General features: G+C 51.6%; 10 protein-coding genes. 4 read left to right on the top strand and 6 right to left on the bottom strand.

Annotated elements, in window-relative coordinates; all coding sequences use genetic code 11:
* Positions 1-211: 211 nt before the first annotated feature.
* On the top strand, positions 212-1,282 hold the full coding sequence (locus AC0QH1_RS16460; protein WP_324632301.1) for a tocopherol cyclase family protein: 1,071 nt from the start codon (positions 212-214) through the stop codon (positions 1,280-1,282).
* Positions 1,283-1,484: 202 nt separating this feature from the next.
* Here the strand turns inward: AC0QH1_RS16460 and AC0QH1_RS16455 are convergent, their stop codons facing one another.
* Complete coding sequence (locus tag AC0QH1_RS16455; protein WP_324632299.1) at positions 1,485-2,924, bottom strand: MFS transporter; 1,440 nt, start codon at positions 2,922-2,924, stop codon at positions 1,485-1,487.
* Between the two features lie 322 nt (positions 2,925-3,246).
* Here AC0QH1_RS16455 and AC0QH1_RS16450 point away from each other — a divergent pair, with 322 nt between their 5' ends.
* Complete coding sequence (locus tag AC0QH1_RS16450; protein ID WP_324632298.1) at positions 3,247-3,771, top strand: phosphoribosyltransferase; 525 nt, start codon at positions 3,247-3,249, stop codon at positions 3,769-3,771.
* Here AC0QH1_RS16450 and AC0QH1_RS16445 read toward each other — a convergent pair.
* Positions 3,768-4,745 (bottom strand): AEC family transporter, encoded by a 978-nt coding sequence (locus tag AC0QH1_RS16445; protein ID WP_324632297.1) that lies wholly within the window; start codon positions 4,743-4,745, stop codon positions 3,768-3,770. The two genes, AC0QH1_RS16450 and AC0QH1_RS16445, sit on opposite strands and share 4 nt — an antisense overlap.
* Positions 4,746-5,456: 711 nt before the next feature.
* Between AC0QH1_RS16445 and AC0QH1_RS16440 the strand changes: the two genes are divergently transcribed.
* A complete protein-coding gene (locus tag AC0QH1_RS16440) occupies positions 5,457-6,299 on the top strand; it encodes a M15 family metallopeptidase (RefSeq protein WP_442957325.1) in 843 nt (280 codons plus the stop codon).
* Positions 6,300-6,460: 161 nt separating this feature from the next.
* Positions 6,461-7,147, top strand: a complete 687-nt coding sequence (locus AC0QH1_RS16435) for an ATP-dependent Zn protease (protein WP_324632296.1) — start codon at positions 6,461-6,463, stop codon at positions 7,145-7,147.
* 145 nt (positions 7,148-7,292) lie between these two features.
* Here AC0QH1_RS16435 and AC0QH1_RS16430 read toward each other — a convergent pair whose 3' ends face one another.
* The 4 genes from AC0QH1_RS16430 to AC0QH1_RS16415 all read right to left on the bottom strand — a co-directional run bounded on the left by AC0QH1_RS16430 (position 7,293) and on the right by AC0QH1_RS16415 (position 13,381).
* Positions 7,293-10,208 (bottom strand): calcium-translocating P-type ATPase, PMCA-type, encoded by a 2,916-nt coding sequence (locus tag AC0QH1_RS16430; protein WP_324632294.1) that lies wholly within the window; start codon positions 10,206-10,208, stop codon positions 7,293-7,295.
* 477 nt (positions 10,209-10,685) lie between these two features.
* A complete protein-coding gene (locus AC0QH1_RS16425; RefSeq protein WP_324632293.1) occupies positions 10,686-11,324 on the bottom strand; it encodes a lysophospholipid acyltransferase family protein in 639 nt (212 codons plus the stop codon).
* A 91-nt stretch (positions 11,325-11,415) separates the two neighbouring features.
* Positions 11,416-12,297 (bottom strand): ACP S-malonyltransferase, encoded by an 882-nt coding sequence (gene fabD, locus AC0QH1_RS16420; protein ID WP_324632292.1) that lies wholly within the window; start codon positions 12,295-12,297, stop codon positions 11,416-11,418.
* A gap of 85 nt (positions 12,298-12,382) precedes the next feature.
* Entirely contained in the window at positions 12,383-13,381 is a 999-nt protein-coding gene (locus tag AC0QH1_RS16415) for a beta-ketoacyl-ACP synthase III (protein WP_324632291.1), read from the bottom strand.
* Between the last annotated feature and the right edge of the window lie 29 nt (positions 13,382-13,410).

The following is a 13,410-nucleotide window of genomic DNA, read 5'->3' as shown; positions in this document are numbered from 1 at the left end:
GTGGTTGAGGTGCTTTGGGTTTGCTGGATTTGCTGGCGCGGGTGGGGACTAAGCCCGCTTAGGCGGGCTATTTTGACTCGTTTGACTCGTTCCCTCCCGTCTGGGAACGCTCTTTCTGAGGCTCCGCCTCTCCCCAAAAAGGCAAGCAAAATCATCGGCACCCTGGCGTTTTGTTGTGATTCTGTGCCCAGTTTTGGGTCAATTAATTCCTATGCTGAACCGACAAACTCCCCACAGCGGCTATCACTGGGATGGCTCTGAGGGTCGTTTTTTTGAAGGATGGTACTATCGGGTGACGTTACCGCGCGATCGCCAAACGTTTGCGTTTATGTATTCGATTGAAGACCCGGCGGGCAATTCTCCTTACAGTGGCGGCGGGGCGCAAATTCTCGGTCCGGATGATGAATATCTGTGCCGGACTTTTCCCGATGTGCGGGGGTTTTGGGCGAGCGCTACCGCTCTGGCGCTGGGTCACTGGGGGAAAACGGATTTAAGGCTCAAACCGCAGTATTTGGAACCGACAAAGTTCGCGCGTCATCTGGAACAAGGGTATCAAGCGACGGCGAGGTGGCATCAAGGTCAGTTATTCGATCCGGGTACTCAACGGCGCTGCAAGTGGGAGTATGCGATTCAACCGATTTATGGGTGGGGCGATCGCTTTCGCGGTCAGCTTTCTACGGCGGGTCTGTTCTCGTTTTTCCCGATTTTTGAACCCGGATGGCAAATTTTGATGGCGCATGGTTTGGCTACGGGATGGATCGAGTGGGGCGATCGCCGCTATGAATTTACTGAGGCCCCGGCGTACAGCGAGAAAAACTGGGGCGGCGCTTTTCCGGAAAAATGGTTTTGGATCAATTGCAATTGTTTTGATGAGGAACCGGATCTGGCCCTAACTGCTGGTGGGGGACGGCGCGGGGTGCTGTGGTGGATGGAGTCGGTGGCGTTGATTTGTTTCCACTATCGCGGTGCGTTCTACGAGTTCGTCCCCTGGAATTCTCAGGTGAGTTGGAATATCGACCCTTGGGGACGCTGGGAAATGCAGGCGACGAAGGGGGATTTGCAGGTGGAAGTGAGGGCGAACGCGGATCTGCCGGGAACTCCCCTGCGTGCCCCGACTCAACAGGGGTTGGCGATCGCCTGTCGCGATACCATGAAAGGTGAGGTGATGCTGACTCTGCGATCGCGGGTGGGGGGACAATGGCGCACCCTGTTGCAAGCACAAAGTTCTCTCTGTGGGGTGGAAACTGGCGGCGGTCCTTGGGAGGAACCTTGGCGATCGTAAGGGGGTTGTCAATTGTCTAATTGTTCCCCATCTTTCCCGGGTGAGCCGTTGGCGTTCTAAACCACCACTCACGGTACCCTGAACCTGTGTACGATCCTAGCCCGCCTACGCGGGCTATAGCCCTAACGGGCATGGCTACCCTAGTGTCTGCGAAGGCGCGATTTCAATCGCCTGCTTGTTGAAGTTACTATACTTTTTTACACTACGCTCGTTCGTTGCTCTGTTTGCGTTCGCGCAATTGCAGCAAAATACTGTGGTGGACATCGCGGGTAATCGGATAGAAATAGGCTAAAATTAAACCGCCGATAATCACTAACGCCGGCATGGGCGCGATCGCGATCCGAATGGCAAGCTGTGCTGATTCCGGTTGTTGGGGAATCGCTTCCCCGGGCACTCGCTCGAGATAACCGGCAAATTCCAACGCTTGTCCCACTAAAAATAACCCCAACCCGCGACCGATTTTTTGTAACAACACCATAAACGCATAGAAAATACCTTCCCTACGCTGACCGGTTTGCAATTCGTCCAAATCGATAACATCCGGAACCATCGACCAGGGAATTAAATAAGCGGTTGCTACGCCAAATCCCGCCATCACTGCTAGGCAATACATCAAGAGATTTTGTCCCGGTTGGACGAAAAATAGGCCAAATTGGGCGATTAACCAGAGGCTCATTCCCATAAAATAAACTGCTTTTTTACCCAAGCGATCGCTCAGTTTACTCCAAAAAAACAGCATCACCAACGCCGTTCCTTGCACCGCTAGAGCCACTTGAGGAAATGCCGCTTCCGGGAGGTTCATCCAACTGACTACAAAATAGGGAATAATCGAAGCCGTCACCTGCAATGCTAACCAAGAACAAACGTAAATTCCGATCGCAAACAGGAACGGACGGTTATTTAATACAATGCGGAATTGCTCCAATAACGGCAGAGAAACCGGTTCTTCCGCCTCGGGTTTTTGCCGCTGCATTTGCTGCAGGCGATCGCGCGTTCCTAAAATGCACCAATAAATCGGCAATACGGCAATCACCGCACAAATTCCCCCCAACAAGATGTAGCGCAGTTGGGAATCTTCCACCAGGTCGAAAATAATTTTGCCGATCAGCAACGAAACAATACTTCCCCCGAGGGAAAAGGCAAAGCGAAAGCTGTTCAGATTCGTCCGTTCGTCATAGTCTTCGGTCAATTCTGGAGTTAACGCCGTGTAGGGTAAATTAACCGTCGTGTAGGCAGTATTGAACAACAAAGAAATGGCGATATAGTACCAAAATAAACCCCATTCGCTCAACGGTGGCACGATCCATTGCAAAAAGAAGAAAATGCCAAACGGAATCGCCCCAAATATCATCCACGGATAGCGACGTCCCCACCGCGATCGCGTCTTGTCGCTCAGCACTCCCACAATCGGATCGTTAATCGCATCCCAAATATTGGAAAGCGTCAGAATACTACCCGCCAACCCCGGCGACAATCCCGCCACATCGGTTAAGAAAAACAGCAGGTAAAATACAATAATATTCGCCGTCATCGCCGTGCCGAGGTCCCCGGCACCAAACGCCAATTTCGTCCCAAAGCTCAGCTTCTCAGCGATGGCGTTTTCAGCAGCAGAGTCGGAAGTTTGTCCTTTGTCATTGGTCATTTTTCATTTGTCCTTTGTCCTTTGTCATTTGTCCTTTGTCATTGGTCATTTGTCCTTTGTCCTTTGTCCTTTGTCCTTTGTCATTTGTCCTTTGTCATTTGTGGTTTGTCATTTGACCAATGACCTGTTACCACATGACCAATGACCAATGACCTGTTACCACATGACCAATGACCAATGACCAATGACCTGTTACCACATGACCTGTTACCATATGACAATCCGTATCTTGGCATACAGAATGGCGCTTTGCGGGTATGCTATGCTGGTTTATTGCCTTTGTTGTTTTATCATGTCCTGGTGTTGAATTGTTGCCTTAGCTATGGCAGACCTTTACATCGGTTGGTCGGAGTACCACCAAAAAATTGAGCGTCTAGCGGCTCAAATCTATCATTCGGGTTGGGAATTTAACCAAATTGTCTGCATTGCGAAAGGCGGACTGCGGGTGGGGGATTTAATGGCGCGGATTTACGATCGCCCCTTGGCCATTGTGTCCGCTTCTTCCTACGGCGGACCGAGCGGACAAGAGCGCGGAGCGCTAAAAATCGCCCCCACCTTGACCGCCACCCGCGATCGCCTGGGCACTCAGGTGTTATTAGTAGATGACCTAGTAGATTCGGGGATTTCCTTGCGCGAAATGCAAAAATGGCTGTGGGATCGCTATGGCGATGAGATTGAAGAAATCCGCACTGCTGTGATTTGGTACAAAGCCAATTCCATCGTCAAGCCGGATTATTATGTAGATTACTTGCCCGATAATCCGTGGATTCACCAGCCGTTTGAACCCTACGAGCGCATGACTCCGGCGGAACTCGCCGCGCAGTACGAACCGACTAGCCCCCATTAAACGCCAAATAGCCACAACCAAAAGGGAAGAAGCAGCAAAAACCCCATCGAGCCGAGGGCCAGAGCGGTCACGGTTAAATCGCGATCGAGGTTATAAGCTTCTGCAATCACTAAGGTAGCAAACGCCGGGGGCATTCCCATCTGCAACACCAAGATTAAATGAGGGGCGCTAGGGAGGTCGAATAGAAATAAACCGATGCCTAACGCCAACGGCACCAGGAGCATTTTGATGGCTAAGCTCACCGAAGCGGGTTTGATGCTGCTCCAATTGTGCAACTGGCTCAGTCTCATGCCCAGGAGTACCAGAGATGCGGCGATCGCCAATCGTCCAAAGCTGGCGAGGCTCTGTTCCAGGGGCGGAAATAGAGGGACATCGCGAATCAGCAAGCCCAGACCCAAGCCCCACAGGGTGGGGGTTTTCACAATCGCCAGCGCCAGCTCTCCCGGGCTTTTATGCCCGCCTTCGCCAAATTCCGCCGCCAGAACCACTCCGAGTCCGTAAGCGCCCACCACAGTGCCCAACAAGTCGTAAAACAGCGCCCAAGCGAAATAGCGATCGCCAAATAATGCCAAAATCACCGGATAGCCCATATAGCCAGTGTTGCCCACCATTGAGGAGAGCAGAAAGCTGCCTTGTCGCGGTGTGTTCCAGGACTCCTCGGCAGGTTCGGGAAGGGCATCGGCGTCGCTACTGTTTTCCGGGCGCTTACCCATGATTTTCAGCCATCCCCAACTGAGGAAAGCTCCCAGGAGAATCGCCACCCAAGCGATCGCCGGGGCCAGCCAAATTGCCCCGGAAAGGTCGCTGCGGCGCACGAATCCCACCACGGCGATCGGGATCCCCGCCCAAAATAAAAATTTTCCCAAGTACAAAGGCACCACTGACGGCAAGAAACGTCCCAGGATAAGTCCCACGATCGCCAATCCGCCAAGCTGCGTGTAGAGTTCGATTAGTTTCGTTCCCAAACTGGGCATGGTTTCAACTGTGATTTTCTCAACTCGATAAAATGCAGGATTTATGAAAAAATAACCCTAGTGATTTCTCTCCTGAGTGCGATCGCTCGATAAAAAAGCTCGTTATCCGATGCCATAAACCACTCCTAACTTAACTTCATTTTTCAAAATTTTGAGGCTATTGTTTGAGCCATAAAAATCGAGCCTTTTGCACTAACATTAGGATTTTTTTTAGAAACTTTTATTGTTTTTAATTAACAAATGTCTGAAATCGGTTGCCAAGGATAAGCATTGAAGAAAATCCCAATAAAAAAGAGCATGAATGAGTTTCCAACATGACTATGCAATTTTAATTGTTGCAGCCGGATAAAAAGCAACTTTTCCAGGGTGGAAAACCGGGATAACCAAAGAGCGATCGCTTTTTCCCAGGGTAGCGCTAAAATTTTAGCGTCTAAAATCGAATCGGGGAAATTTATCGTAGAAAATCCTGGATTGAGCGCGAGCGAGCAGTTGCGATACTCCATCCGATTCACCCATAAAAACAGCGGCTGCGTCTGTCAATCCTGATACGGAGAAAGCAGAAAGAAACATGATGCAAGCAGAATGCCACATTTTTAGAGAAAGGTGTCCCGAGGCAATGGTTGGAATTTCTGCGCGCAACGACGAGCGCGATGTGTGGCAGTCTAAAATTTGTATGGTGCAAGTTGGACTTTAAGTGCAGGAGTCGATCCATTGGATAAAGCAGGTCTGTCTGAAAACAAGTCGAAAACCTCGGCAGTTATGGCAGAGGATATTCCGGAGGCGGTTCGAGATACGCCCAACCCCGAGACCCCGAGTGGGTCAAAACCGATGGGGTTAATTTTGGGATTGTTAGCCACCGGCGCGATCGCCCTGTTGGCGGGAGTTTGGTTTGCCTTGCAAGCGGGACCCCCGACAGTGGGGGAAGCGCCGGAAAACACCCAAAGCCCCTCGCCCACTCCCGAAGCACCCCAAACGGAACAGCCCACCGCCGAAGCTTCCCCAACGCCGACGGCGGCAAATGGGGAGCCTTCGGAAACCGATGAGGGCCTCCTGGGGCACTTGCCTTACGAGCAAGCATCCCCAGAAGACCTGCAGGCGATCGTCAGTGATGGTAGCATCAAATTAAGACAAACGGCGGCGGAGGCATTTTTAGACATGCAAGCTGCTGCCCGCGCCGAAGGCATTTATCTAGTGCCGATTTCGGGATTTAGAACCGTAGAAGACCAACAATATTTATTTTTTGAAATCAAGGCGCAACGGGGACAGGTGGCATCGGAACGCGCCGAAGTCAGCGCCCCGCCCGGATATAGCGAACATCATACCGGCTATGCGGTGGATATCGGCGATGCGAATGTGCCGGCAACCCATGTCAATGAGAATTTTGAAAATACGGCGGCGTTTCAGTGGTTGGAAGCGAATGCGGCGTACTTTAGTTTCGAGCTTTCTTTTCCCAAGGACAATCCGCAAGGGGTGGCTTACGAACCCTGGCACTGGCGTTTCGTGGGCGATCGCCACAGCTTAGAAACCTTTTACAAGGCGCGTGGTCAGGAATAGTCTCCTCCGGATCGATTTCCCCTCATCTGCGAAAGCCCTGGGCGGCGCGATCGCCCCTGAGAACTACCAAAAGGTGTGTTAGGATGGCCTAACACGCCTTAACATTTTTTAACATTCACAGCCGCGATCGGCAAAAACGAAACTCAAATCATCATTTACCCATGAGTCAAACCGCCCTCAATCTAATTTCCATTTCCGTTTTCGCCATGACAGTTTCGACCCTCCTCGGGCCGATGTTTAACCTCTCCCCGCTGATTCCCGCCGTGGCCACATTTAGCCTATTGGGATTTTTTACCATCGACTCGGTAAGCTTGAAAGGCACCGGTGCCACCTTGTTAGTCGATACCTTCGCCGGATTTTCTCCTCAATATCGATCGCGCGTGGTGCGCCACGAAGCCGGACACTTTCTCGTCGCCCATCTCCTAGGCATTCCCATCACCGGCTATGCCCTGAATGCCTGGGAATCCCTCCAACAAGGACACCCCGCCCGAGGCGGCGTTCGGTTCGCCGATAGCGAACTGCTATCCGAACTCGAACGCGGTACCTTATCTGCCCAATTATTCGATCGCTACTGCACCATCTGGATGGCGGGAATTGCCGCAGAAACCTTGATGTATGACAGCGCCGAAGGCGGCGCAGAAGACCGCACCAAACTACGTGCCATTTTAGCCCAAAATCGCCGCTCGGCAACCGACGCTCAACTCAAAGAACGCTGGGCAACCTTGCAAGCCAAAACGCTAATCGAATCCCATCTAGACGCCTATGAAGCGTTAGTCACCGCAATGGAAAAACGCACTCCGGTAGCCGAATGTTATCACATTCTCGGGGAATTTATCGCCGAGCAGTGAGAAGCCTTGGATACGATACGTTTTCGGCAAGCTGTCAGCTGACTTTTAACGGCTTTAACTCGTTTCCCCCCCGGGGGGAACGCCCCACCCGAGGTTCCGCCGCCCGCAATCGACGTGAGGGCATCATTCACACCCTTGCTTCAATTTAATGGCTCGATCGCACTTTCATGCGCGCGAAGAATCGTGCGGCTTCTCCCAGCCACAGTACGCTAGAGGTGCCACCGATAATCATCAGCCAATCTTGCACGGAGAGGGGAACGGTTCGGAAGAGAGAACCGCCAAATTGCACCATCAGGATTTGACCGAGTAAAATCACCGTGGCAATTGTAATAAAGGCTTTATTCTCGAACAACTTGGAGAATGCCGACTTATTCAATCCGAAGCATTTCGCATTAAACAAGTTCCAGAATTGAAGCATCACGAAGGTGGTGAAGAACAAAGAGAGTTCGTACTTGGTGACGGTTCCATCTTCCTGGATGTAAAGCAAAAATCCCAGCAGAAAGAAGAGGAAAATCGGGGCAACGGTAAAGATAGCGATCGCCATTGGTTTCGTGATGATGAAGTCTTGCGGATCGCGCGGCGGCACTTCCATCACGGTTTCGCTGGGCGGTTCGGTGGCGAGGGCTAATGCAGCAAAGGTATCCATAATTAAGTTGACCCACAGCAGTTGGGTGACAGTGAGAGGCAAGTTGATGCCGATAAACGGACCGAGTAAGGCAATGCCACAAGCGGCTACGTTAATAGTGAGTTGAAACAGGATGAATTTTTGGATGTTTTGGTAAAGCGATCGCCCCCACATCACCGCCGTTTCGATACTCTCGAAGGCGCGATCCAAAATAATGATATCGCTGGCTTCTTTCGCCACAAAGGTGCTATTTTTCCCCAACGCTAACCCGACTTGCGCTTGGTTTAATGCCGGGGCATCATTGGTTCCATCCCCAGTTACCGCCACCACTTCTCCGCTGTCTTGCAGCAATTTCACCAGTCTTTGTTTGTCAGCAGGGCGCGCGCGCGCCAGCACTTTGACGTTCTGCGCGGCGGCTTTTGCCTCTTCCGCTTTCAGTTGGCTGAATTGCGGTCCGGTAAGATAGCTGGTTGACGGTTCGCTATCGCTAATTAAGCCAATTTGACGGGCGATTTCTTTGGCAGTGTTCGGGTTATCTCCGGTTACCATTTTGATGCGAATGCTGGCTTTTTTGCAGGTAGCCAAAGCTTTGGGAACGTCGGGACGAATCGGATCGGCGATCGCCACACATCCCACCCAGGTCATCTCTTGCGCTAACTCATCAATGTCCATTTCCTCCCGATAATTTTCCGGGGATGAAACCGTAGCAAATGCTAATGTCCGCATCCCCCGCATTTGATAGTCTTTGAGTTCCGCAGTAATGGTTTCTGCATGGCTGAGGGGTCGAATGCCTTCTGGGGTTAAAATTTGGCTACAGCGATCGAGAAGTATTTCCGGCGCACCTTTAACGTGCAAAATTAACCCGTTTTCCGGGGACTTTCCTAAGGTGGCCATGTATTTGCGATCGGTGGAAAATGCCCATCGCTCGACAATGCTGAATTCGCCGCGTTTTTCGGCATAATCGATGTGATGTTCGTCTAACCATAATAGCAAGGCTGCTTCGGTGGGATTGCCCAAGGGAGAAGGCATTTCTCCGGGGTTTCGTTCTAAGTTGGCTGTGGTGTTCGCGGCGATCGCTTCTGCGATAAGTGGGGAAATATTCTCATCCCGCAAACTGGGAAAGTTGGTTTCCCTAACGCGCATTTCGTTCAGCGTCAGTGTCCCGGTTTTATCGGAACAAATCACCGTCGCCGCGCCAATCGTTTCGCAGGCATTCATCCGGCGCACGAGATTGTTTTGTTGGGTCATTTTTCTCATGCTGTAGGCGAGACTGAGAGTCACGCTCAAGGCCAATCCTTCCGGAACGGCGACTACAATAATCGTGACGGCAATGGTAAAATAGGTCAGCAATTGATGGGCGGCGGCGGCGGGCATCCACTGCTGAATCGAGGCGGGCAGCCATTGGAATAGAGCACCAACCCCGATGCCAATTCCCAGGATGAGTAAGGCAAGGGCAAGGGTTTTTAGCCATTCGATCGCCCTGTCATTTTTCAACCAATTTGGTCTTTCTAGGTTGCCTTTTGCTAATTCAATGGCATCATAAACGATGGGCAACCAGATGCGAATTAAGGCGATCGCGGCGCTGATGGCAATCAGTGCGGTAAAATACCATTGACCTGCTGTGAGGGTGAGATGACCCACGAGTACCCCGCGTAAGACCAGGGCAAAATCTGTCAGCACCGCCACGCTTAACCCGAGGACGCCGATCGCTTTGCTGAGTTGGTCTAATTGGGCATTCAGGGGCGTTTCTTCCTCGGTGTCCTCGATCGCCGCGATCGCCGTTTCTCCGATTTCGGTGCGATCGCCCACCGCCGTGACTTGCATGGTGCCATGTCCGTCCGCTACAATCGTCCCGCGCAGCAGTTTATCCACCGGATAAACCCGCTGGGAATCCTCCTTCGCTTCGCTTTGGGCATGTTTGCGAACCGGAATCCCTTCCCCGGTTAAACTCGCTTCATTCACCAGCAACGAAATGGCTTCTAAAATGCACCCGTCGGCGGGCACTTCTTCCCCGGTTTCTAGCACTACGATATCTCCGACGACGATATCTTTTTTCGCCACTGCTCGCACGCTGCGATCGCGAATCACATGATACGTCACTTCATCGTTCACTTGGTTGAGGATATCGAATTCTTGTTTGGCTTTGTATTCGTTCAAGAATCCTACCGCTGTGGATAGAATAATGGCAGCAATAATCCCCAATCCTTCAATATAATCTCCCTCAAGGCTACCCACAACAATCGCGATCGCGGCGGCTACCATCAAAATCCGAATCACCGGATCTTCAAACTTCTCTAACAGCAGTTTCCACCAGGGTTCTCGTTTCGGCGGACTCAGAATATTATTGCCGTAAATTCGCCGCGACTCCTCCACTTCCTCGGGAGACAATCCTTTTAATTGCAGCAGCATTTCACTTTTTTCTCGAATAATTGTCATTAACTTACTCCCGTTTTAAAAAAGAAATCGGTGCCGTCATCAAACAGATACAACCAGAGGGACTGTGGTTGGCCAACTTTACCTACTTAATGGGTTTTGGCATCACATCCCGCTTTTTGCTGGCACGATTTCATCATAGCTCGAAATTTTCTCCCTCTGCAAGCAAACCTCTCCTCGGCTTTGGCGAGCTTTTGCCAAGTTATTATATAAATTATTAAAATTTATTAGATGAAACTGTAAGTCAGCGAAACTTTTATCTTTTTATTTTCTGCTAACTCACCTAACATTTTTTAGGGTGAAACCCACCACACCGTTCGCTCGCGTTGCTGTATTTCTATACAAATGAACGGAACTATATAAAAAACATTTGTGCTATATTTAAATAAGCGGCGGGATGTACCGGAAAATTTTGCCCATTCATTCTCAACAAGCTTTTGTAGACCCCACGGTCCGGCGGGGACTTAAGTCCCCGTCGGACTATCGCCCTAAATCGTGCATGGCATGAATCACTTCAACGCATTGATTCGTCACCGCCTCTAATTGGGGGCGTTTCGTCGAAGTGGGCGGATCGATAATCTCTCCAATTCTCACCGTTACCGGCACCGATTTTGGAACCACTTCTCCTTTCTGAAGAATTGCCTCGGTTCCCCACAAACTGACTGGCAACAGGGGGGCTTGTGCTTTGGCGGCAATCAATGCCGCACCTAATTTCGGGTTACGAATGCGGGCATCGGGGGTGCGAGTGCCGGTTAAAAATAATCCGGTTGCCCATCCATTTTCCAGATAGGATAAAGCCGATCGCATTGCGGTGCGATCGCTGGTTCCGCGCCGAACCGGATAGGCCCCATACCACTGAATCGCCTGGTTTAATATCGGCACGCGAAATAACTCTTCTTTGGCCATAAATGCCACCGGGCGCTTCATGCAATTCGACACGATCGGCGGGTCGAAATCGCTGGCGTGATTGCTCACCACCACCAGCGGTCCGGACTGCGGCACCTTTTCGGCACCATAAATCCGCCCCCGAAAATAGGCGTGAAGCATGGGGCTTACCACTGTCCATTTGAACAGATGATAGAGCACTAAACTCTCAATCGGTTCGCGTTCTTTTGCCACAGGTTTTCGATTAAAATTCGCTTAAACTAACGGGTCAGTTTTTGTCCATCGTGGGTAAGCGGTAGCCTGAGAACGAGTCACAAACCCTGGGTTATTCCGGTAAATTTGCAAGGGTTCCCACTTGCCCTAAACTGATTCCAGAACAAGCCCGTTTGATGAGATTGCTCAGCACTTTACCCGGACCGACTTCTACCACAGTTTCGATATTTTGTTCCGAGAACTGCTGCATAATTTCTCGCCAGCGCACCGAACCGGTCATTTGACTGCTGAGACGCTGTTTTAATCTCTCGCCATTCGTCGTCGGGGTGGGATCTGTATTCGACAGTACCGGCACCCCCGCATCGGCGAAGGTTACGCCGTCGAGTACCGTCTGAAATTCAGCGGCGGCGGGTGCCATGAAGGGGGAGTGAAACGCACCGGAAACGTTTAATTTCACCGCGCGTTTGGTCTTGATATTGCTCGCCACCGCTTCCACCGCTTCCGGGGTGCCGGAAATCACCACTTGGGCGTCGCTGTTGTCGTTAGCGAGTACCACGTCAGCAGTTTGTTCGATTTGCTCCTCGAGTTGCTCGCGGTTAAATCCGATCAGGGCCATCATTTGCCCCCCCGCAACAGTTGACATCAATTCGGCGCGCCGCAGGACCAGTTTTAATCCGGTCTCGAAGTCGAAAACCCCGGCTACATAGAGGGCGACATATTCCCCGAGACTATGACCCGCCACCAGATTCGGTTGCCGATCGCGATCGCGCATCAAATCCGCCAGAATGCTCTCTACCACATAAAGAGTTGGTTGCGTGTAGAGACTGTTCGATACTTTATCGTCTTCGCTGTTACAGATTTCTGGCACCGACCACCCGAGAATCTTCTCGGCGGCTTCATATTTGGCGCTCGCAATTGGCTCCTCTGCCAAATCCACTCCCATGCCAATTTTTTGGGACCCCTGTCCCGGAAACACCCATGCTGTTTTCGTCATCACTTCTTTGTTGGTTATTGGTTGTTGGTTATTGGTGGTTGGTCATTGGTCATTAGTCATTGCACAAATGACTAATGACCAGTCGCTAACCCCATTGAAAGATAGCGGCACCCCAAGTCAGGCCCGCACCGAAACCGGAGGCGGCGATCGTGTCTCCGGGTTTAATAGTGCCATCGCGCACGGCTTCATCCAGAGCGATGGGGATAGAGGCGGCGGAGGTATTGCCATAGTCAGCGAGATTGCTTATCACCTTGCGATCGGGAATTTTCAGTCGATGGGCCACCGCATCGAGGATGCGTTGATTGGCTTGATGCAGCAGCAGCCAATCGAGGTCATCGACGCCGATCGCGGCGCGAAATAAAGCTTTTTCGATAACTTCCGGCACTCGTTTGACGGCGAAGCGGTAGACTTCTTGACCGTTCATGGTAATGGGGTGATAGGTGCCTTGGGCGATCGCCACTCCTTCCAGGAGTTCTGTGGATTGAGGCTGATAGGGCAATTGCAGACATTTGTTTTGGGTGCCATCGCTGCACAATTCAAACCCCAGCAGGCGATCGGCGCGATCGCACGCCTGCATCACCACGGCCCCGGCACCATCGCCAAACAGGACGCAGGTGCGGCGATCGGTCCAGTCCACCCAGCGCGAGAGGATATCTGCCCCAATCAGCAGTACATTTTTATAAGCCCCAGTGCGAATAAACTGAGCCGCCGTCACCATGCCAAACAGAAATCCCGAGCAAGCCGCCGTCAGGTCAAATGCCACGGCTTTTCGCGCCCCCAAGCTTGCCTGAATCGTACTGGCACTGCCAAATAGGTCATCAGCAGTGGAGGTGGCCAGAATAATCAGATCCAGGTCAGCGGCGGCGATTCCAGACATGGCGATCGCCTCTCGAGCCGCGCGATCGGCCAGTTCAGTTAACGAGCAATCCGGTGCAGCCAATCGGCGGTTCCGAATCCCCGTGCGAGATGCGATCCATTCATCCGAGGTTTCCACCATCTCAGACAAGCGATCGTTGTCCAGGCAAACCGCTGGGGTTGCGGAACCACTGCCTGTAATTGCAATACCTACCCCTAGTTCTTTCAAAGTGATTCTCCCTCAGTCGCTGGGTTCAT

The sequence above is a fragment of the Phormidium sp. CCY1219 genome (assembly GCF_055795085.1).
Note: the sequence above shows the minus strand (reverse complement) of the source record. Positions and strands in the feature narration are given on the sequence as shown.